At 73.7% G+C, this 20,279-nt stretch carries 19 protein-coding genes and 2 pseudogenes; 9 read left to right on the top strand and 12 right to left on the bottom strand.

Annotated features, from left to right (window positions below; translation table 11 throughout):
* Positions 1-65 precede the first annotated feature (65 nt).
* Positions 66-1,334 (top strand): MFS transporter, encoded by a 1,269-nt coding sequence (locus AB0K92_RS10710; RefSeq protein ID WP_365921431.1) that lies wholly within the window; start codon positions 66-68, stop codon positions 1,332-1,334.
* 74 nt (positions 1,335-1,408) lie between these two features.
* Here AB0K92_RS10710 and AB0K92_RS10705 read toward each other — a convergent pair whose 3' ends face one another.
* Entirely contained in the window at positions 1,409-1,591 is a 183-nt protein-coding gene (locus AB0K92_RS10705; RefSeq protein ID WP_365921429.1) for a hypothetical protein, read from the bottom strand.
* A gap of 134 nt (positions 1,592-1,725) precedes the next feature.
* Between AB0K92_RS10705 and AB0K92_RS10700 the strand changes: the two genes are divergently transcribed.
* Positions 1,726-2,469 (top strand): maleylpyruvate isomerase family mycothiol-dependent enzyme, encoded by a 744-nt coding sequence (locus AB0K92_RS10700; RefSeq protein ID WP_365921427.1) that lies wholly within the window; start codon positions 1,726-1,728, stop codon positions 2,467-2,469.
* Positions 2,470-2,624: 155 nt separating this feature from the next.
* Here the strand turns inward: AB0K92_RS10700 and AB0K92_RS10695 are convergent.
* Positions 2,625-3,011, bottom strand: a pseudogene (locus AB0K92_RS10695) (MarR family transcriptional regulator); the annotation flags it as partial.
* Positions 3,012-3,096: 85 nt separating this feature from the next.
* Here AB0K92_RS10695 and AB0K92_RS10690 point away from each other — a divergent pair.
* The gene (locus AB0K92_RS10690) at positions 3,097-4,575 is read left to right on the top strand and encodes an MFS transporter (RefSeq protein ID WP_365921425.1); all 1,479 of its coding nucleotides are present in this window, start codon (positions 3,097-3,099) and stop codon (positions 4,573-4,575) included.
* A 92-nt stretch (positions 4,576-4,667) separates the two neighbouring features.
* Positions 4,668-4,952: a DUF6332 family protein gene (locus tag AB0K92_RS10685; protein ID WP_365921423.1), complete on the top strand. Its 285-nt coding sequence runs from the start codon at positions 4,668-4,670 to the stop codon at positions 4,950-4,952.
* On the opposite strand, the gene AB0K92_RS10680 is transcribed toward AB0K92_RS10685, so the two are convergent.
* The 3 genes and pseudogenes from AB0K92_RS10680 to AB0K92_RS10670 all read right to left on the bottom strand — a co-directional run bounded on the left by AB0K92_RS10680 (position 4,913) and on the right by AB0K92_RS10670 (position 7,792).
* On the bottom strand, positions 4,913-5,578 hold the full coding sequence (locus AB0K92_RS10680; protein WP_365921421.1) for a response regulator transcription factor: 666 nt from the start codon (positions 5,576-5,578) through the stop codon (positions 4,913-4,915). The genes AB0K92_RS10685 and AB0K92_RS10680 overlap by 40 nt on opposite strands.
* A pseudogene (locus AB0K92_RS10675) lies at positions 5,575-6,813 on the bottom strand (sensor histidine kinase). The gene AB0K92_RS10680 and the pseudogene AB0K92_RS10675 overlap by 4 nt, the downstream one beginning before the upstream one ends.
* A gap of 139 nt (positions 6,814-6,952) precedes the next feature.
* Complete coding sequence (locus AB0K92_RS10670; RefSeq protein ID WP_365921419.1) at positions 6,953-7,792, bottom strand: WHG domain-containing protein; 840 nt, start codon at positions 7,790-7,792, stop codon at positions 6,953-6,955.
* A 290-nt stretch (positions 7,793-8,082) separates the two neighbouring features.
* On the opposite strand from AB0K92_RS10670, the gene AB0K92_RS10665 reads away from it, so the two are divergent.
* Positions 8,083-8,547 (top strand): nitroreductase family deazaflavin-dependent oxidoreductase, encoded by a 465-nt coding sequence (locus AB0K92_RS10665; protein ID WP_365921417.1) that lies wholly within the window; start codon positions 8,083-8,085, stop codon positions 8,545-8,547.
* On the opposite strand, the gene AB0K92_RS10660 is transcribed toward AB0K92_RS10665, so the two are convergent.
* Positions 8,531-9,871, bottom strand: coding sequence for a geranylgeranyl reductase family protein (locus AB0K92_RS10660; protein ID WP_365921415.1), 1,341 nt, complete (start codon positions 9,869-9,871; stop codon positions 8,531-8,533). The two genes, AB0K92_RS10665 and AB0K92_RS10660, sit on opposite strands and share 17 nt — an antisense overlap.
* 165 nt (positions 9,872-10,036) lie before the next feature.
* Here AB0K92_RS10660 and AB0K92_RS10655 point away from each other — a divergent pair, with 165 nt between their 5' ends.
* Positions 10,037-11,392: a dipeptidase gene (locus AB0K92_RS10655; RefSeq protein WP_365921413.1), complete on the top strand. Its 1,356-nt coding sequence runs from the start codon at positions 10,037-10,039 to the stop codon at positions 11,390-11,392.
* 70 nt (positions 11,393-11,462) lie between these two features.
* Positions 11,463-12,170, top strand: a complete 708-nt coding sequence (locus tag AB0K92_RS10650; RefSeq protein ID WP_365921411.1) for an MBL fold metallo-hydrolase — start codon at positions 11,463-11,465, stop codon at positions 12,168-12,170.
* On the opposite strand, the gene AB0K92_RS10645 is transcribed toward AB0K92_RS10650, so the two are convergent.
* From AB0K92_RS10645 to AB0K92_RS10635, 3 genes are all read right to left on the bottom strand, one after another.
* The gene (locus tag AB0K92_RS10645) at positions 12,167-13,243 is read right to left on the bottom strand and encodes an NUDIX domain-containing protein (RefSeq protein ID WP_365921409.1); all 1,077 of its coding nucleotides are present in this window, start codon (positions 13,241-13,243) and stop codon (positions 12,167-12,169) included. The two genes, AB0K92_RS10650 and AB0K92_RS10645, sit on opposite strands and share 4 nt — an antisense overlap.
* Before the next feature lie 137 nt (positions 13,244-13,380).
* Positions 13,381-13,593: a hypothetical protein gene (locus tag AB0K92_RS10640; protein ID WP_365921407.1), complete on the bottom strand. Its 213-nt coding sequence runs from the start codon at positions 13,591-13,593 to the stop codon at positions 13,381-13,383.
* Positions 13,594-13,660: 67 nt separating this feature from the next.
* Positions 13,661-14,614, bottom strand: coding sequence for an ROK family protein (locus AB0K92_RS10635; RefSeq protein ID WP_365921405.1), 954 nt, complete (start codon positions 14,612-14,614; stop codon positions 13,661-13,663).
* 215 nt (positions 14,615-14,829) lie between these two features.
* Between AB0K92_RS10635 and AB0K92_RS10630 the strand changes: the two genes are divergently transcribed.
* Together AB0K92_RS10630 and AB0K92_RS10625 are read left to right on the top strand one after the other, a co-directional pair.
* Positions 14,830-15,879: a LacI family DNA-binding transcriptional regulator gene (locus tag AB0K92_RS10630; RefSeq protein WP_365921403.1), complete on the top strand. Its 1,050-nt coding sequence runs from the start codon at positions 14,830-14,832 to the stop codon at positions 15,877-15,879.
* Positions 15,880-15,886: 7 nt separating this feature from the next.
* The gene (locus AB0K92_RS10625; protein WP_365921401.1) at positions 15,887-16,738 is read left to right on the top strand and encodes a hypothetical protein; all 852 of its coding nucleotides are present in this window, start codon (positions 15,887-15,889) and stop codon (positions 16,736-16,738) included.
* 66 nt (positions 16,739-16,804) lie between these two features.
* On the opposite strand, the gene AB0K92_RS10620 is transcribed toward AB0K92_RS10625, so the two are convergent.
* The 3 genes from AB0K92_RS10620 to AB0K92_RS10610 all read right to left on the bottom strand — a co-directional run bounded on the left by AB0K92_RS10620 (position 16,805) and on the right by AB0K92_RS10610 (position 20,062).
* Positions 16,805-18,100, bottom strand: coding sequence for an aldolase/citrate lyase family protein (locus tag AB0K92_RS10620; protein ID WP_365921399.1), 1,296 nt, complete (start codon positions 18,098-18,100; stop codon positions 16,805-16,807).
* A 160-nt stretch (positions 18,101-18,260) separates the two neighbouring features.
* Positions 18,261-19,223 carry an electron transfer flavoprotein subunit alpha/FixB family protein gene (locus tag AB0K92_RS10615; protein WP_365921397.1) on the bottom strand — a complete coding sequence of 321 codons (963 nt, stop codon included), beginning with the start codon at positions 19,221-19,223 and terminating at the stop codon, positions 18,261-18,263.
* A 53-nt stretch (positions 19,224-19,276) separates the two neighbouring features.
* Positions 19,277-20,062 (bottom strand): electron transfer flavoprotein subunit beta/FixA family protein, encoded by a 786-nt coding sequence (locus tag AB0K92_RS10610; RefSeq protein WP_365921395.1) that lies wholly within the window; start codon positions 20,060-20,062, stop codon positions 19,277-19,279.
* Positions 20,063-20,279: the final 217 nt, after the last annotated feature.

Raw genomic sequence — 20,279 nt, 5'->3', positions numbered from 1 at the left:
GCCCCCGGTGCCCCTCCTAGTCTGAGTTTGTGCCGGAAATAAACAAAACCCGTTCGCACAGCGTCGTGCCGGGTCACCCCAGCCAGCTCACCCGTCTCCGCATCGCCCTGACCACCTTCTTCGCCCTCGACGGCTTCGTCTTCGCGGGATGGGTCGTCCGGATCCCCGCCATCAAGGAACAGACCGGCGCGTCCCCCAGCGGCCTCGGGCTCGCCCTCCTCGGCGTGTCCGCCGGCGCCGTCGTCACGATGACCCTGACCGGGCGGCTGTGCCGGCGGTTCGGCAACCACCGGGTCACCGTCGTCTGCGCCGTCCTGCTCTCCCTGAGCGTCGCCCTGCCCCCGCTCACCCACTCGGCGCTCACGCTGGGCGCGGTGCTGCTGGTGTTCGGAGCGGCGTACGGCGGGATCAACGTGGCCTTCAACAGCGCCGCCGTGGATCTGGTGGCCGCGCTGCGCCGGCCGATCATGCCGAGCTTCCACGCGGCGTTCAGCCTGGGCGGGATGCTCGGCGCGGGGCTCGGCGCCCTGGTGGCGGGGGCGGTGTCGCCCACCCGGCACCTGCTGGGGCTGACCGTCGTCGGCCTGGCGGTCACCGCGGTCGCGGCACCGGGGCTGCTGCGCCACCGGCTGCCGCAGCCCCCGGAACGGCTGCGCCCCACGGCGGGCGCCACACCTCGCCCGGATCACCCGGATCGCCCGGATCGTCCAGATCACTCGGACCGCCCAGACCACAAGAACCGCCCGGACCGCCCGGACCGCCCAGGCCACAAGGACCGCCCGGACCGCCGCACCCGCGCCCTCGTCCTGGTCTTCGGACTGATCGCCCTGTGCACCGCCTACGGCGAGGGCGCCCTGGCCGACTGGGGCGCGCTGCACCTGGAGCAGGACCTCGGCGCCTCCCCCGGCGTCGCCGCGATCGGCTACTCCTGCTTCGCCCTCGCCATGACCGTGGGCCGGCTGAGCGGGACGGTGCTGCTGGAGCGCCTGGGCCGGACCCGCACGGTGGTGGCGGGCGGTGCCACCGCGGCGGTGGGCATGCTGCTCGGCGCCCTCGCGCCGTGGCTGTGGGCGGCGCTGCTCGGGTTCGCGGTCGCGGGCCTCGGTCTCGCCAATCTCTTCCCGGTCGCCGTGGAGCGCGCGGGAGCCCTCTCCGGTTCGAACGGGGTCGCCGTCGCCTCGACACTGGGCTACGGCGGCATGCTGCTCGGTCCGCCCGCCATCGGTTTCATGGCCGACTGGTTCTCCCTGCCGGCCGCGCTCACCAGCGTCGCGGTGCTCGCCGCGCTCGCCGCGCTGATCGGCCTGACGACGCGGCGCGTCACGGCCACCTGACGCGAACTCCCCGCCGCCTGAACGCGTCAGGGGCCCGGCTCCCCCGCGGTGTGCCGGGCCCCTGAGTGCACGGGTCAGAAGCTGCGGGCCGGGTCGTCGGTGATGGGGCGTGCGCGGATGGTGGCCTGGTAGCTCTGGACCCCGTCGACGGGGGCGACGGCACGGTAGGACGGGGTCCTGTTGATCTCGTCCCGGGCGGCGATCGCCTGCTGGACGAGGCCGCCGTCGAGCGTGGTCGAAGCGCCACCGGTCGACACCCGGTCGCGCGGCCTCCGCGGCCCTGGAGCACCCCTGAACGGCCGTGTGAACGCCCGTGCGGGGCACGCCTCGTCGACGCGTGTGCGGAAACTCCCTTGCGCTGGAGCGCACTTCATCCGGCACACTCGCCCGCATGGCACCCACCGCCCCGAAGACGGGCCGTTTCATCGAAACCCTCGACCGGGAGGGCCGGTTGCTCGCGGCGGCGGCCGAACAGGCCGGTACGGACGCCAAGGTCCCCACCTGTCCCGGCTGGCGGGTGCGCGATCTGCTGCGCCACCTCGGCGCGGTCCACCGCTGGGCCGCGTCGTACGTCCGCGAAGGACGCACGGAGGGACGCCCCATCGACGACCCTCCCGGCCTGGACGGGGCGGAGCTGGTGGACTGGTACCGCGAGAGCCACCGCGGACTCGTCGACACCCTCTCCGGAGCGGCGCCCGACGTCGTCTGCTTCACGTTCCTGCCGGCGCCGTCACCACTGGAGTTCTGGGCACGCCGCCAGGCGCACGAGACGACCGTGCACCGCTACGACGCGCAGGCGGCCCTCGGCGGCACCCCGGACCCGGTCGAGCCGGACCTCGCGGCGGACGGCATCGACGAGTTGCTGCGCGGCTTCCACGCCCGCTCCCGCAGCCGGGTCCGCACGGAGACGCCCCGCACACTGCGGGTGCGCGCCACGGACGCGGACGCGGTGTGGACCGTACGACTGTCCTCGGAGCCGCCGGTGGCCACGCGAGACGACTCCGGGGAGGCGGACTGCGAACTGTCGGGCGACGCCGAGGAGTTGTATCTGGCGCTGTGGAACCGGGTGCCCGTGCCGTCGGTCACGGGCGACCGGGCGCTGGCCGCGCTGTGGCGGGAGCGGTCGGCGGTCTGAGGACACCGGCCGCCGGCCGCGGGTGCCGCGGGTCAGCCGGTCTCGGCATCCTCCGCGCCCGCCGCGCGCGCCCCGTCGTCCGCACCCTGCGGACCGCCCGCGTCGCCCGGGTCACCCGCGTCGTTCAGGTCACCGGCGTCGTCCGCCTCGCCCCTCAGCGTCCGGGCCAGCACCGCCCGGTGCACCGGCAGCACCTCGGCGTGCAGGGCCCGCCCCTTGTCGGTGAGGGCCACGCGGACGCCGCGCCGGTCCTCCTCGCACATGCCGCGGCTGACCAGCCCGTCCTTCTCCAGCCGGGCGATCAGCCGGGACAGCGCGCTCTGGCTGAGATGGATGCGCCCGGAGATCTCCTGCACGCGGTAGCTGCACGGGCCCTTCGGCCGCTCGCCCTGGGCCAGCACGTCGAGGACCTCGAAGTCGCTGGCGCACAGACCGTGCCCGTGCAGGGCCCGGTCGAGCTCTCCCTGGGTGCGGGCGTGCACCGCCAGGATGTCCCGCCACTGCTCCACAAGCGCCTGCTCGGCCGCCTTCTTCGCCGCCATGTCCGCACCGTAGCAGAGAAACCGTTTTATTGCATCGGAATTAAATGCGTTTGCATCTCATGCGCGTGCATGTAGTGTCCCGGTCATGACCTCTCCGCTCACCGACGCCCCGTCCTCCGAGGTGCGCTGGACACCTCGCCTGTGGGGCACCCTGCTCGTGCTCTGCGCCGCCATGTTCCTGGACGCGCTCGACGTGTCCATGGTCGGCGTGGCCCTGCCGTCCATCGGCACCGACCTCGGCCTGTCCACCTCGACCCTGCAATGGATCGTCAGCGGCTACATCCTCGGCTACGGCGGCCTGCTGCTGCTCGGCGGACGCACCGCCGACCTGCTGGGCCGGCGCCAGGTCTTCCTCGTCGCCCTGGGTGTCTTCGCCCTCGCCTCGCTCCTCGGCGGACTCGTCGACTCCGGCCCGCTGCTCATCGCCAGCCGCTTCATCAAGGGGCTGAGCGCGGCGTTCACCGCCCCGGCCGGCCTGTCGATCATCACCACGACGTTCCCGGAGGGCCCGCTGCGCAACCGGGCCCTGTCCATCTACACCACCTGCGCGGCCACCGGCTTCTCCATGGGCCTGGTGCTGTCCGGGCTGCTCACCGAGGCCAGCTGGCGCCTGACCATGCTGCTGCCCGCGCCGATCGCCCTGATCGCCCTGCTCGCCGGTCTGAAGCTGCTCCCGCACAGCACCCGCGAACGCGAGCACCGCGGCTACGACATCCCCGGTGCCGTCCTCGGCACCGCCGCGATGCTGCTGCTGGTCTTCACCGTCGTCCAGGCACCCGAGGCCGGCTGGGCCGCCGCCCGCACCCTGCTGTCCTTCCTGGCGGTGGCTGTGCTGCTGACGGCGTTCGTCCTGGTCGAGCGGCGTTCGCCGGGACCGCTGGTGCGGCTCGGTGTGCTGCGCTCCGGCACCCAGGTCCGCGCCCAGCTCGGCGCGATGGCCTTCTTCGGGTCGTACGTCGGCTTCCAGTTCTTGGTCACCCTGTACATGCAGTCGCTGCTCGGCTGGTCGGCGCTGCACACGGCGCTCGCCTTCCTGCCGGCGGGCGCGCTGGTGGCGTTGTCCGCGACTAAGGTGGGCGCGATCGTCGACCGGTTCGGCACCCCGCGCCTGATCGCGGCCGGCTTCGCGCTGATGGTCGCCGGATACGCGCTGTTCCTCGGCGTCGACCTCGACCCGGTGTACGCGGTCGCGATCCTGCCCAGCATGCTGCTGATCGGCGCGGCCTGCGCGCTGGTCTTCCCGTCGCTGAACATCCAGGCCACCAACGGGGTCGAGGACCACGAGCAGGGCATGGTGTCCGGGCTGCTGAACACCTCGGTGCAGGTCGGCGGCGCGATCTTCCTGGCGGTGGTCACCGCCGTCGTCACCGCCAACACGCCCGCGAGCGCCTCCCCGCAGGCCGTCCTCGACAGCTACCGGCCCGGCCTCGTCGTGGTCACGGGCATCGCCGTCGCCGGCCTGCTGATCTCGCTGACGGGTCTGCGCACCCGGCGCGGCGGGCCGTCCGTGGTGGTCGTCAAGTCCACCGCCCCGCAGGCGGAGCGCGTGCCGGTACGCGACTGAGGACGCCCTCCATGTGACCTCAGGTGACGGAAAGCCCCGGCGCCCGGCGGAGCCCGTTGTCCCGCCGGGCGCACGGCTGCGAAACTCGGATCATGACGACATACGGGGGGCGGCGCGACCAGGCCGCACGGGACGCCATCACGGTGGAGATCGGTTACGCGCTGTGCAGCGCGGCCTTCGCGGCGGCGGTGGTCTTCGGGGCGCTGGCCGGGCCGGTGTGGCTGTTCACCCTGCCCGGCATCGCGGAGACCGTGCTGCTGCGCACCGCTCAGGTGGTCGCGCTGGTGCTGTTCGCGGCGCGGGTGATCTCGGTCCTGGTCCGCTTCCGGACGGACGCTCAGCCGAGCCGGCCCGGCCGCACCAACCCCGACTCGTAGGCCAGTACGCCGAGTTGGGCCCGGTCGCGGGCGCCCAGCTTCACCATCGTGCGGCTCACATGGGTCTTGGCGGTGAGGGGGCTGACGACCAGGCGGCGGGCGATCTCCTCGTTCGACAGGCCGATGCCGACCAGCGCCATCACCTCCCGCTCCCGCTCGGTGAGCGCGGCCAGCGCGCCGGCCACCGCAGGCTCCTTGGAGCGGGCGGCGAACTCGGCGATCAGCCACCGGGTCACGCCCGGCGAGAGCAGCGCGTCGCCCGCGACCACCGCGCGGACCGCGCGCAGCAGTTCGTCCGGCTCGGTGTCCTTCACCAGGAACCAGGAGGCGCCCGCGCGGATCGCCTCGAAGACGTACTCGTCCAGCTCGAACGTGGTCAGCATGACCACCTTCACGTCCGCCAGCCCCGGGTCCCGGGTGATCCGCCGGGTGGCGGCGAGTCCGTCGAGGACGGGCATGCGGATGTCCATCAGAACGACGTCCGGGCGCACTTCGCGGACCCGGCGCAGCGCCTCCTCGCCGTCCGCGGCCTCCGCGACGGCCTCGATGTCGGGCTGCGCGTCGAGCAGCGCCCGGAAACCGGCCCGCACCAGGTGCTGGTCGTCGGCGAGCAGTACGCGGATCACCGGTCCTCCTCCTCGGGGTGCGGCGGCGCCAGCGGCAGTACGGCGACCACGCGGAACCCGCCGTCGGGGCGCGGGCCCGCCTCGATGGTGCCACCGAGGGCGGCGGCCCGCTCCCGCATCCCGGCCAGCCCGTTGCCGCCGCCCGCCCGCGTCGGCGCCGGTCGCCGGGCCGTCGTCGTCGATCCGCAGCCGCAGCGCGCCGGCCTCGCGGGTGAACCGCACGCGCGCGTGCCGGGAGCCGGAGTGCCGGACGACGTTCGTCAGCGCCTCCTGGACGATCCGGAAGGCGGCGAGGTCGGTGGCCGGCGGCAGCCGCGGGGCCGTGCCCTCGACACGGACGGTGAGGCCCGCGTCCGCCGCCGCCTCCACCAGCTCGGGCAGCCGGTCGAGACCGGGGGCGGGGGCACGCGGCGCGTCCCCGGGGGTGCGCAGACTGTCGAGCATCTGGCGGACCTCGCCCAGCGCCTCCTTGCTGACGCCCTTGATGATGGTGAGCGCGGTCCGCGCCTGCTCGGGGTCGGTGTCCAGCAGGGCGAGTCCGACGCCCGCCTGCACGTTGATCACGGAGAGGCTGTGCGCGAGGACGTCGTGCAGCTCGCGGGCGATCGCAGCCCCTCCTCGTCGGCCCGCCGCCGCGCCGCCCGGGCCCGCTCGGCCCGCTCCCGCGCCCCCTGCTCGCGCCGGGCGCGGGCCGGCTCCGCGAGGGCCACGATCGCCACGACCCAGGCGGCGGTCACCGCCTCCTGTCCCCAGGAGGCCGCCGTGTCCCCGGACGGCGGCAGCCACCGGTACGGCCGGTGCGCGACCAGCACATGCGCCGCCCGCAGCGTGCCGAGCGCCGCCCAGGCGGCCCTGCGGTGCCCGGTGACGATCGCGTTGAAGCAGGCGACGGCGACCGTCAGCAGCACCGGCCCGTACGGATACCCGGCGCCCAGGTAGACCGCGACGGTCGCCGCCGTACCGAACGCCACGGCCCGCGGACACCGGTGCCGCCACAGCAGCTGCCCGGCCGCGATCAGCAGCAGGACGCGCGCGAAGGGGTCGAGGGCGGCCCGCTCGTCCAGCTGGCCGCGCGCGGCGATCTGCGAGCCCGCCAGCACGAACGCGGTGAGCAGCACGGTGGAACGCCACGGCCACCGGGCCCGTCGCTCCTCCCCGTCCGCGCCGTCCCGCCACGGCGGCCCAGGCCCCCACCACGCGGGCGGACCGCCCGGACGTACGCGCTGCTCCTCCATGCCCGCCACGCCAGACGCCGGTCCGCGTCACCGGCGTCCCCCGCGGGAGGTCATCACATGTACTCCCCACGGGGTACGTCCGCCCGGATGCCGCCGCCCTCGCGGCAGTGCCCGGAGGAAGCCTGCGGCCGCTCGGCGATCACTTGTGCACGAGCCCCACGGAGTGGGCCAGCTGGGCCACCGCGTGGCGGAAGAACGGCTCGCGGTCCTCGACGACCCGGTTGAACTGGCCGAAGACCTCGAAGCCCACCAGCCCGAACAGCTGCGCCCAGGCCGCGACCAGCACGGCCACGACCTCCGGCGGGAGGTCGGGGGCGAGGTCGGCGGCGATGCGCTCGGCCTCGGCGCGGAGCCCGGCGGGCAACGGGGTCCTGGCGACGCCCTTGCCCCGGTGGGCGTCGCGCACGATCCGGATGAGGAGGTGTCCGACGCGGGCGGCGGGCGGGACGGTGGCCTGCGGGGCGGTGTAGCCGGGCACGGGCGAGCCATAGATCAGGGCGTACTCGTGGGGGTGCGCGAGCGCCCACGCGCGCACCGCCTCGCACACGGCCGTCCAGCGCCGTACCGGCCCGGCGTCGGCCACCGCGTCGTGCGCGGTCTCGGCGGCCTCGCCGAGGGAGTCGTAGGCGTCGATGATGAGCGCGGTCAGCAGGTCGTCGCGGCTGGGGAAGTAGCGGTAGAGCGCGGAGGAGACCATGCCGAGTTCCCGGGCGACCGCGCGCAGGGAGAGCTTGGCGGCGCCGTCGACCGCGAGCTGCCGGCGGGCCTCGCTTTTGATGGCCTCGGTGACTTCGATCCGGGCTCGGGCGCGGGCACCGCGCGGGGCGCTGGGGGCGCTCGGGGCGTCGTGCGGGGTGCTCGGGGCGCTGGGGGCGTCGTGCGGGGTGCTCGGGGCGCTGGGGGCGTCGTGCGGGGCGCTGGGGGCGTCGTGCGGGGCGCTCGGGGTGGCGCTTGTGCCTGCCGTGTCGCTGCTGCTCATGGCGGCAGTCTTCCATGGATGCGGGAGCGGTGCACTGAAACGAGAGCACTGCACGTGAACGAGAGCAGTGCACGCGAGTGAGAGCAGTGCGCGCGAGCGAGAGCAGCGCACATGAGCGAGATCGGTGCACACATTCGAGAGCAGCGCTCTTGCGTTGGATCAGCGCTCTCGTGCACACTGCTCACAACCGAGAGCACTGCTCACACTGACGGCGGCGCACACCCAAGGCCGCGCCCGCACCCACGCCCCACCCATGACCCACGCCCCACCCACGACCTCCAGGGGGAACCATGTCCACCCACATCCGCAAGCCCGGCTGGCTCACCGTCAACGTCATCAACCGCGCCGTCGCCTGGCTGACCCGCCGCGGCCTCAGCGTCTGGGGCTCCCGCGTCCTCGCCGTCCGCGGCCGCAAGAGCGGCGAGTGGCGGACCACGCCGGTGAACGTGCTGACCGTCGACGGCGGGCGGTATCTCGTCGCGCCGCGCGGGCACGTCCAGTGGACGCACAACATGCGCGCGGCAGGCGGCGGCGAGCTGCGTCTCGGCCGGACCGTGGAGGCCTTCACCGCCACCGAGGTCGCCGACGACGACAAGCCGCCGCTCCTGCGCGCCTACCTTAAGCGGTGGAAGGCCGAGGTGGGCGTGTTCTTCAACGGCGTCGGCCCCCACTCCCCCGACGCCGAGCTGCGCCGTATCGCCCCCGACCACCCCGTCTTCCGCATCGAGACGAGTTCCGTCAGGACGACGAGCTGACCTCGGCCCCGGCGGTTCCGTTCCCGTTCCCGCTCCCGGATCCCGACCCGTTCCCGGCCCCGGCTCCGGACCCTGCCGCACCCGCGGACTCGGTCTCGGCCCCGGGCCAGGCCCCGGCCCGCCGGTCGAGCAGGGTCAGGGCCCGCTGCGCGATCGGCCGGGTCCGGACGATCTCGCCCACGGACGTCGAGCCGCGCGTGATGTCCATGAACGCCCGCCAGGCCGGCCGGAAACCGGTCAGCGCCGCGTGGAACAGGCCGGGCCGCCGCTCGAACGCCTGGAGCAGCCGCTTGCCGACGGCCATCTCCACGCCCAGCCCGGCCTTGACGGCGAACGCGTAGTTCAGGGCCTGCCGGCGGGTGTCCACGGCGTCGTGCGCCTCGGCGATGCGCACCGCCCACTCCCCCGCGAGCCGCCCCGAGCGCAGCGCGAACGAGATGCCCTCGCGGGTCCACGGCTCCAGCAGCCCCGCCGCGTCCCCGCACACCAGCACCCGCCCGCGCGACAGCGGCGAGTCGTCGGCGCGGCAGCGGGTCAGATGGCCGGAGGAGACGCTCGGTTCGAAGCCCGCGAGACCGAGCCGCCCGATGAAGTCCTCCAGGTACCGCTTGGTCGCGGCGCCCTCGCCGCGCGCCGAGATCACGCCGACGGTGAGCGTGTCGCCCTTGGGGAAGACCCAGCCGTAACTGCCCGGGATCGGCCCCCAGTCGATGAGGATCCGCCCCTTCCAGTCCTCGGCGACCGTCTCCGGCACCGGGATCTCCGCCTCCAGGCCGAGGTCGACCTGTCCGAGCTTCACGCCGACATGCGCTCCTATGCGGCTGGCGCTGCCGTCCGCGCCGACCACGGCCCGCGCGAGCACCGTCTCGCCGCCCTGGAGGACGACGGCGACGGTGCGCCGGTCCGGGACCGCCGAGCCGTGCTGCTCGACCCGCTGGACGGTCACGCCGGTGCTCAGCTCGGCGCCCGCCTTCTGCGCGTGCTCGACCAGCCGCTGGTCGAACTCGGGCCGGTTGACGAGCCCGAAGAGCATCTGCTTGGAGCGCCGGGTGCGGGCGAAACGGCCGTTGTGGGAGAACGTCACCGCGTGCACGCGGTCCTTGAGCGGCAGTTCGAAGCCGGGCGGCAGGGCGTCACGCGAGGGCCCGATGATGCCGCCGCCGCAGGTTTTGTAGCGGGGCAGCTCCGCCTTCTCCAGCAACAGCACACGCCGTCCGGCCACCGCCGCCGCGTAGGCGGCCGAAGCCCCCGCGGGTCCCGCGCCCACCACGACGACGTCCCACACCTGCCGCACGTCGTCCGCCGAAGAGTTCTCGCTGCTCACGATGGTCTGCTGCTCCCGATCCGCCGCCTGCCGCTCCCCCGGCCCTCGGTCGGGCAGGGGTCCCCCATGTCCTTCGCATCCTACGGCGAAGATCGCGCGAGGCCGCTGTGGGAGGATCGGCACTACTCGCACTCGTACAACGTCGCACCCACAAGGAGCGTGCTCATGTCGTCGAATCCGGTCGCCGAGACCGTCGCCTCGCTGATGCCCAGGGCGAAGGCGGAGCTCACCGAACTGGTGGCCTTCAAGTCGGTGGCGGACTTCGACCAGTTCCCGAAGAGCGAGAGCGAGGGCGCCGCGCGGTGGGTCGCGGACGCGCTCACCGCCGAGGGGTTCCAGGACGTGGCCCTGCTCGACACCCCGGACGGCACCCAGTCGGTCTACGGCTACCTGCCCGGCCCCGAGGGCGCGAAGACGGTGCTGCTGTACGCGCACTACGACGTGCAGCCGCCGCTGGACGAGGCGGCCTGGACCACCCCGCCGTTCGAGCTGACCGAGCGGGACGGCCGCTGGTACGGGCGGGGCGCCGCCGACTGCAAGGGCGGCGTGATCATGCACCTGCTGGCGCTGCGCGCGCTGAAGGCGAACGGCGGCATACCGGTGCACGTCAAGGTGATCGCCGAGGGCTCCGAGGAGATGGGCACGGGCGGTCTGGAGCGGTACGCGGAGGCGCACCCGGAGCTGCTGGAGGCCGACACGATCGTGATCGGTGACGCGGGCAACTTCCGTGTGGGCCTGCCGACGGTCACCTCGACGCTGCGCGGGATGACCCTGGTCCGCGTGCGGATCGACACCCTGGCGGGCAATCTGCACTCGGGCCAGTTCGGCGGCGCCGCGCCGGACGCGCTGGCCGCGCTGATCCGCGTCCTGGACTCGCTGCGCGCCGAGGACGGCTCGACGACCGTGGACGGGCTGACCGCGGACGCCTCGTGGGACGGCCTGCAGTACGACGAGGAGCAGTTCCGCAAGGACGCCAAGGTGCTGGACGGCGTGGAGCTGATCGGTTCGGGTACGGTCGCGGACCGCATCTGGGCGCGGCCCGCGGTCACCGTGCTCGGCATCGACTGCCCGCCGGTGGTCGGCGCGACCCCGTCGGTGCAGGCGAGCGCGCGGGCGCTGGTGAGCCTGCGGGTGCCGCCGGGCGTGGACGCGGCGGAGGCGACGAAGCTGCTCCAGGCGCACCTGGAGGCGCACACCCCGTGGGGCGCGCGGGTGAGCACCGAGCAGATCGGCCAGGGCCAGCCGTTCCGCGCCGACACGACCAGCCCGGCGTACCAGGCGATGGCGGAGGCGATGGCGGTGGCCTACCCGGGTGAGGAGATGCAGTACGCCGGCCAGGGCGGCTCGATCCCGCTGTGCAACACGCTCGCCTCGCTCTACCCCCGCGCGGAGATCCTGCTGATCGGGCTGAGCGAGCCGGAGGCGCAGATCCACGCGGTGAACGAGAGCGTGTCGCCCGAGGAGCTGGAGCGGCTGTCGGTGGCGGAGGCGCTGTTCCTGCGCAACTACGCGGCGAGCTGAGGCACCGCCTCCGCTCTGCTCTCGGCCAAGGCCCCTCGCCTCGCGGCGGGGGGCCTTCTACCGTCCTGCCATGGACGTCATCGAACTCCTCCCCCGTCTGCACCTGCTGCGCTTCCCGGTCGGCCAGGCCTATCTCTGGCGGGACGGGGACGAGTTGACCCTGGTCGACGCCGGTCCGGGCGGCTCGGGCGCGGCGCTCGCCGAGGCGGTCGTAGGGCTGGGCCGGGTCCCGCGCGACGTACGGCGGATCGTGCTGACGCACTTCCACGAGGACCATGTGGGCGGGGCGGCGGAGTTCGCCGCGCTGAGCGGGGCGGAGGTGTACGCGCACGGTCTGGACGCGCCGTACGTCCGGGGTGAACGACCCGGTCCGCCGCCGGTGTTCGAGGACTGGGAGCGCCCGGTCCACGCGGAGGCGGCCAGGCACCTCCCGCCGGACGACTTCCCGCGCCCGGCCCGGGTGACGGAGGTGTCCGACGGCGACCTGCTCGGCTTCGGGGGCGGGGCGCGGGTCGTCCACGTACCGGGCCACACCGAGGGCAGTGTCGCGTTGCATCTGCCGCGGCACGGGGTGCTGTTCACCGGGGACGCGGTGGCCGCGTCCCCCGTGGACGGCGCGGTGCTGCCCGGTGTGTTCAACCTGGACCGGGCACGCACCCTCGCGTCGCTGCGGCGGCTGGCGGAACTCGACACGGAGGTCGCCTGCTTCGGGCACGGCGATCCGGTGCTCGCGGGGGCCGGCCGGGTGCTCGGGAAGGTGGCGGAGGGCGCTGTCTAGGGTGTGTCGGGCGCCGTACCGTCGTGCCGGTAGCCGACCGGGACGCCGGCCTCCAGGTACAGCGCCGCTCCGCGCTCGCGGGCTCTCAGGGCCCAGCGCAGGCGTTCGTAGCGTACGGGCGGCAGCAGGCCGGCGGCTTCCTGTTCGGTGACGAAGCGCCAGCCGCGCAGTTCGGGTCCGGGCAGCAGGACCCGGGCCGTCTCGGCGGAGTCGAGGCGTCCGCCGTCGAACAGCAGCCGCAGCCCGCCGTAGCCGGGGGGTGCGGGCGGTTCCCAGTCGGCGACGAGCAGCCGCGGTACGTCGGTCAGACGGATGCCGGTCTCCTCGGCGACCTCGCGCATGCCGGCCCGGGCGGGTGCCTCGCCGGGCTCCACGACGCCGCCGGGGAACTCCCAGCCGGGCTTGTAGGTGGGGTCGACGAGCAGCACGCGGTCCTGCTCGTCGAAGAGGAGGACGCCGGCGGCCAGCGTCTCGGCGGTGGGTTCGGGGGTCTGCACGATCTCGCAGACGGGCACCTCGCCGGCGGCGACGGCCGCCGCGATGCGGACGGCGGTCTCGTAGGGGGTGAGGGTGCCGTTGTCGACGAGATGGGCGTCCGCGGCGAGCCAGGAGGCGAGGGCGGCGCGGTACGGCTCGATGTGGTCGTAAGCCCACTGCCGTATCCGTATCTCGCCGTCGGGGAGGTCCGGTGGGATCTCCCGGTGGGCTATCCGCTCGCGCAGTATCGTTTCGGCCGGGGCGAGCAGCACATGGCTGACGGTGATCCGGCGGGCGGCGAGCCCGCCGAAGATCTCGTCGCGGTAGTCCTGGCGGAGCAGGGTCATGGGGACCACCAGGGTGCCGCCGAGTTCCGTCAGCATCGCGGCCGCGGTGTCGATGACCAGCCGGCGCCAGATCGGCAGATCCTGGAAGTCGCCGACCTCGGCGAGGTGTTTGGCCGGCAGCAGCTGTGCGAGTGCGCCGCCGATGACCTCGGGGTCGAAGAGCGTGCTGTTCGGGATCAGTTCGATCAGTTCCCGTGCGGTGGTCGTCTTCCCCGCACCGAACGTGCCGTTGATCCAGACGACGGTCACGTTTCCCCCTCTTCTGTTGGCCCCCTGTGGCTTGCCCGCTCCACCCTGCCACGGAAACCAGCCCCCGTTGAGGGCGCACAAGCGGAAGGCGCCGGTCCCCGTGGCGGGGAACCGGCGCCTTTCGGCCCTGAACCGGGTCAGTTCTCCTGCTCGCCGGACGCGTCGCCGCCGGCGGCGTCGCCGCCGGACGTGTCCAGGCTGTCGTGGGCGAGGACCGGGTCGAGGCTGCTGACGGTGTCGCCCACGGTGAGGCCCGACAGCTGTTCCCCGAGCGCGTGCGACGGGGTGACCGCCGCGACGACGAATCCGGTGGCGAGGGAGGCGATGGCGAGCATGCTGCGCTTCTTCATGCCCCGTTCAACTGAGAACGGGGCACGAGGTCACGCGTGCGCGGCGAGGACGTCGCCCCGCGATCCCTCAGACAGCCGCCGCGGCCGTGTCCGTGCGGTGGGCCAGGACGGCGGCGGCCGCACCCACCAGGCCCGCGTCGGTGCCCGTCCGGGCCGGGGCGATCTCCAGGTGCCGGACGAAGGAGAGGGTGGCGTAGTCGGACAGCGCCCGGCGCAGGGGGGTGAACAGGACATCGCCCGCGTTGCCCACGCCGCCGCCGATCACGGCGATGTCGATCTCCACGAGGGTCGCGGTCGCGGCGATCCCCGCGGCGAGCGCGCGGGCGGCCCGCTCGAAGGAGGCGACGGCGACCGGATCGCCGGCCCGCGCCGCGGCGGCCCCCGCGGCGGCGGAGGTGTCGCCGTCCGGGCCGGGCCGCCAGCCGTTCTCCAGGGCGCGCCGGGCGATGTTCGGGCCGCTCGCGATGCGCTCCACACAGCCGCGCGCGCCGCACGGGCAGGGATCGCCGTCGAGGTCGACGCTGATGTGCCCGATGTGGCCCGCGTTGCCGGTCGGGCCGGGGTGCAGCCGCCCGTTCAGCACCAGGCCGCCGCCGACGCCCGTGGACACCACCATGCACAGCGCGTTGTCGTGCCCCCGCGCGGCGCCCTGCCAGTGTTCGGCGGCGGTGATGGCCACGCCGTCGCCGATCAGCTCGACGGGCAGCCCGCCGGTCGCCGCCCGGACCCGCTCGACCAGCGGGTAGCCGCGCCAGCCGGGCACGTTCACCGGGCTCACCGTGCCGGCGGAGGCGTCCACCGGCCCGGCGCTGCCGATGCCGACGGCGTCCACGCGGCTCCACAGCGGCACGGCGGCCAGCTCGTCGAGGACGTCGCGGACGGCCCGCATCACGGTGTCGCCGTCCTCCTGCGCGGGCGTCGGGCGCTGCGCCCGCACCACGATCCGGCCGCCGCCGTCCACCAGCGCGCCTGCGATCTTGGTGCCGCCGATGTCGAGCGCGGCCACGAGGTCGGTGTGCATCAGAGTCGGATCTCCCCGTCAACCAGGTGTGTTCTCCCCGTCGACCAGGGGAGATGGGCCGGCCGGTCCTGCGGTGGGGCGCGGGTCCGGAATGTGCGGTGGACAGTCTCTCCCGCGCCTGACAACGTTGTCCAGGCTCTATGCTCGACGCCACATCCTCGTACAACCCCACGGACCTACGCACCCCCGTGGATCACAGGACAGGACACCGCACCGTGCCCGAGACCATCCGCCGAGCCGACCGTCTCTCCGGCAGCCGCTACGGCAACCGGCCCACCATGAAGGACGTCGCGGCGCGCGCCGGAGTCGGACTGAAGACGGTCTCCCGGGTCGTCAACGGCGAGCCGGGCGTCACACCGGAGACCGAGCAGCGCGTCCAGGAGGCCATAGCGGCGCTGGGCTTCCGCCGCAACGACAGCGCGCGGGTGCTGCGCAAAGGCCGTACGGCGAGCATCGGGCTGGTCCTGGAGGACCTCGCCGACCCGTTCTACGGCCCGCTGAGCCGCGCGGTCGAGGAAGTGGCCCGCGCCCACGGCGCGCTGCTGATCAACGGCTCCAGCGCGGAGGACCCGGAGCGCGAGCAGGAACTGGTGCTGGCGCTGTGCGCGCGACGGGTGGACGGGCTGGTGGTGATCCCCGCCGGGGACGACCACCGGTATCTGGAGCCGGAGATCAGGGCGGGCGTCGCCACGGTCTTCGTGGACCGCCCGGCCGGGAAGATCGACGCGGACGTGGTGCTGGCCGACAACTACGGCGGCGCCCGCGACGGCGTGGCCCATCTGATCGCGCACGGGCACCGCCGTATCGGCTTCATCGGCGACATGCCCCGCATCCACACCGCCGCGGAGCGGCTGCGCGGCTACCGGGCCGCGATGGAGGACGCGGGGATAGCGGTCGAGGAGTCCTGGATGTCGCTCGGCGCCACGGACCCGGCGCGGGTGCGCCGCGCGGCCGAGGACATGCTGTCCGGGCCGGCGCCCGTCACCGCGGTCTTCACGGGCAACAACCGGGTCACCGTGACGGTGATCCGGGTGCTGGCCGAGCACAGCCGCCGGGTGGCCCTGGTCGGCTTCGACGACATCGAGCTGGCTGACCTGCTCCGGCCCGGCGTCACGGTCGTCGCGCAGGACGCGGCGGCGCTCGGCCGGACCGCCGCCGAGCGGCTGTTCCGTCAGCTGGACGGCTCCCTGACCGTGCCGGAGCGGATCGAGCTGCCGACCCGGCTGATCACCCGCGGCTCCGGTGAGCTGCCCCCGGCCCCCTGAGGTTCCCGTGACCGGATCCGGTGACCGCTCCCTGCGCGCGCTCGGCCTCGCCGACGCGCCGCGCGACCACCCGCTGATCTATCCGGGCGCCTGGCCCGAGGACTCCGGGCTGCTCACCGGGGACCGCCTGCTGCCCCTCGACCGGCTGGTGTACGAGGACCGGGTGCCGGTCCTCACGGTCGGCTCCAACGCCTGCCCCGGGCAGCTGCGCCACAAGATGGACGAGGCCGGCGTCGATTCGCCCGTTCCCCTGGTGAAGACCCGGGTGACCGGCCTCGACGTGGGCGTCTCGGCGCACGTGAGCCGCATGGGCTATGTGTCCGCCTCGCCGTTCGCGGCGCCCGGTGTGGTGCGGGAGCTGTTCGTCATCTGGCTGGACGCCGAGCAGCTCGCGGTGGTCGACGCCAGCGAGGGCGTGCCGCTGCCGGACGGCAACTTCCGGCGGGCCTGGCTGCCGGCGCCCGAGGTGCGGATCGAGACGGCGGACGGCCGTACCCTGCCCGGCGCGTACGCCTATGTGAACCGCCGCGGCGTCCTCCGCGACGGCACGGACGCGCCGCGCCGCCACCCCGGCCGGCAGCGCGTCCTCCTCACCGCACTCCTCACCGCGCTCCCCCGCTTGCGGGCCCTGTTCGGCGTCTCGCCGGAGGAGTTCACGGCGCGGGCCCGCGCCGACCGGAGGCTGTGCGACCGGGGCACCCGGCTGTTCGCCGAGGAGAAGCTGGTCACGATGTCCGGCCTGGAGCAGTACGCCGGGACCGGACCGGGCGGCCGGTTGGACGGCGAGCCGGGCAGCGGCGACCGGCCCGGTGGGCCACACGGGCCCGCGGCCCCGCAGTCCCCGCAGGGAGGCCGCTGAGGGGCGGGAAGGGGGCGCGGGACAGGGTGTACGGCAGTCCGGGGACGGCCTGCGGGGCACGGGCCGTCAGCCGGCCGAGGGGGTCAGGTCGCCTCGGCGGGGGGCGGCGAAGCCCTCCAGGTCGGCCCGGGTCAGTCCGGACAGCCTGGCGACCTCGGCGATGTCCAGGGCGCCGCAGTCGAGGCCGCGCAGCAGGTAGCCGCTGAGGGCCTTGGCGGTGGCGGGCTCGTCCATGACGTCGCCGCCGGCGCGGTTGGCGTAGCGGGCAAGGCGGCCGGCGGCCTGTTCGAAGCCCTCGCGGTAGAAGGCGAAGACGGCGGCGTAGCGGGTAGGGATGTGGCCGGGGTGCATGTCCCAGCCCTGGTAGTAGGCGCGGGCCAGGGCGCGGCGGGTGAGGCCGTAGTGCAGGCGCCAGGCGTCGTGGACCTTCGCGGTGGGACCGACGGGCAGGACGTTCGTGGAGCCGTCGGAGACGCGTACGCCGGTGCCCGCGGCGGCGACCTGCATGATCGCCTTGGCGTGGTCGGCGGCGGGGTGGTCGCTGGCCTGGTAGGCGGCGGAGACGCCGAGGCAGGCGCTGTAGTCGAAGGTGCCGTAGTGCAGGCCGGTGGCGCGGCCCTCGGCGGCCTGGATCATCCGGGCGACGGTGGCGGTGCCGTCGGCGGCGAGGATGGCCTGGCTCGTCTCGATCTGGATCTCGAAGCCGATCCGGCCGGGCTCCAGGCCGTGCGCCTTCTCGAAGGCCTCCAGGAGCCGGACCATGGCGGTGACCTGCTCGGGGTAGGTGACCTTGGGCAGGGTCAGGACGAGTCCGCCGGGCAGGCCGCCCGCGTTCATCAGGCCGGTGAGGAAGACGTCCAGGGTGCGGATGCCGCGGTCGCGGACCGGCGCCTCCATGCACTTCATGCGGATGCCCATGTACGGGGCGGCGGTGCCGTTCTCGTACGCCTCGGCGATCAGGCGGGCGGCGCGGGCCGCGTCCCGGTCCTCGTCCTCGCCCTGGTAGCCGTCCTCGAAGTCCACCCGCAGGTCCTCGATGGGTTCGCGCTCCAGCTTGGCGCGGACGCGGGAGTAGACGGGCTCGGCGAGGTCGTCGGAGAGGCCGAGAGCGGCGGCGAAGGACGCGGCGTCGGGGGCGTGCTCGTCGAGGGCGGCGAGGGCCTGGTCGCCCCAGGAGCGGACGGTGCCGGCGGTGAAGGCGTCGCCGGGAACGTAGACGGTGTGGACGGGCTGGCGGGTGCCGGGGTCTCCGGGGTAGAGGCGCTCCAGTGCGGCGTCGACCGGTGCGAGGGAGGCGCTGATCTCCTCGCCGACGGCGCCCGCGAGGCTCGTCGCGACCTGCTCCTGCTGGCCCTGACCCATCCCAACACCCTCCTGTTTTCCACTCTACGGAATCAACAATCCGTTGAACGAAAACTATCCGTGGACTCGCGGCTGGTCAACACCCTCAGTAGAGCACCCGCGTACGCCGAGGCCCCCGTGACCGTCGCGGTCACGGGGGCCTGGCTCAGCCGTGCAGGGATCAGCCCTTGCGGGCCTTGACCTGCTCGGTCAGCTGCGGGACGACCTCGAACAGGTCGCCGACGACGCCGTAGTCGACCAGGTCGAAGATCGGGGCCTCGGGGTCCTTGTTGATGGCCACGATGGTCTTCGAGGTCTGCATACCCGCGCGGTGCTGGATCGCGCCGGAGATGCCGGCGGCGATGTACAGCTGCGGGGAGACGGACTTGCCGGTCTGGCCCACCTGGTTGGTGTGCGGGTACCAGCCCGCGTCCACCGCGGCGCGCGAGGCGCCGACGGCCGCGCCGAGCTGGTCGGCGAGGGCCTCGATGATCGCGAAGTTCTCGGCACCGTTGACGCCGCGGCCGCCGGAGACCACGATCGCGGCCTCGGTCAGCTCCGGGCGGCCGGTCGACTCACGCGGCGTGCGGCCGGTGATCCTGGTGCCGGTGGCCTTCTCGGAGAAGGTCACCTCCAGGGCCTCGACCGCACCGGCGGCCGGGGCGGCCTCCACGGCGGCCGAGTTCGGCTTGACCGTGATCACCGGGATGCCCTTGGAGACACGGGACTTGGTGGTGAAGGCGGCGGCGAACACCGACTGGGTGGCCACCGGGCCCTCGTCGCCGGCCTCCAGGTCGACGGCGTCGGTGATGATGCCGGAGCCGATGCGCAGCGCCAGGCGGGCGGCGATCTCCTTGCCCTCCGCGGAGGACGGGACCAGGACGGCGGCCGGCTGGACGGCCTCGACCGCGGCCTGGAGGGCGTCCACCTTCGGCACGACCAGGTAGTCGGCGTACTCGGCGGCGTCGTGGGTCAGGACCTTCACCGCGCCGTGCTCGGCGAGCGCGGCAGCGGTGTCGGCGGCGCCGTTGCCGAGGGCGACGGCGACCGGCTCGCCGACGCGGCGGGCCAGGGTCAGCAGCTCCAGGGTGGGCTTGCGGACGGCACCGTCCACGTGGTCGACGTAGACGAGGACTTCAGCCATGGGACTTCTTCTCTCCTGCTTGCGAAGTTGAGGGGCGGTCAGCGAAGCCGGGCTCAGATGAACTTCTGGCCCGCGAGGAACTCAGCGAGCTGCTTGCCGCCCTCGCCCTCGTCCTTGACGATCGTGCCGGCCGTGCGGGCCGGGCGCTCGGCCGCGGAGTCGACGGTGGTGTAGGCGCCCTCGAGACCGACCTCGTCGGCCTCGATGTCCAGGTCGGACAGGTCCCAGGACTCCACCGGCTTCTTCTTGGCGGCCATGATGCCCTTGAAGGACGGGTAACGCGCCTCGCCCGACTGGTCGGTGACGGACACGACGGCCGGCAGGGAGGCCTCGAGCTGCTCGGAGGCGGCGTCGCCGTCGCGGCGGCCCTTGACGACGCCGTCCTCGACGGAGACCTCGGAGAGCAGGGTGACCTGCGGGACGCCCAGGCGCTCGGCCAGCAGGGCCGGGACGACGCCCATGGTGCCGTCGGTGGAGGCCATGCCGGAGATGACCAGGTCGTAGCCGGCCTTCTCGATGGCCTTGGCCAGGACCAGGGAGGTGCCGATGGCGTCGGTGCCGTGCAGGTCGTCGTCCTCGACGTGGATGGCCTTGTCGGCACCCATGGAGAGGGCCTTGCGCAGGGCGTCCTTGGCGTCCTCGGGGCCGACCGTCAGGACGGTGACCTCGGCGTCGTCGGCGTTCTCGGCGATCTGGAGCGCCTGCTCGACCGCGTACTCGTCCAGTTCGGAGAGCAGACCGTCCACGTCGTCACGGTCGACGGTCAGGTCATCGGCGAAGTGCCGGTCGCCAGTGGCGTCGGGCACGTACTTCACGGTGACAACGATCCTCAAGCTCACGCCGGCTCTCCTACTGCCTCGTCATTTCTCGGCTGCCTCTTGCAGGCAGCATAGGCGCCCCAAGCGGCCGCTCCCGACCGGGGCGACCTGCGCTCCCGGCCGAAATATTACTCGTCAGTACACCCAGTTCGTTCCCGCTAAGCAAGCGCTTTGAACTGTGACCTTCGCAACGCAGCGTAACCGGAACTCGACGCCTTCGCAGGCCGACCGGGACGTG

Origin of the sequence: Streptomyces sp. NPDC052687, from assembly GCF_040678395.1 — a bacterium.
Taxonomy (GTDB): Bacteria; Actinomycetota; Actinomycetes; order Streptomycetales; family Streptomycetaceae; genus Streptomyces.
Note: the sequence above shows the minus strand (reverse complement) of the source record. Positions and strands in the feature narration are given on the sequence as shown.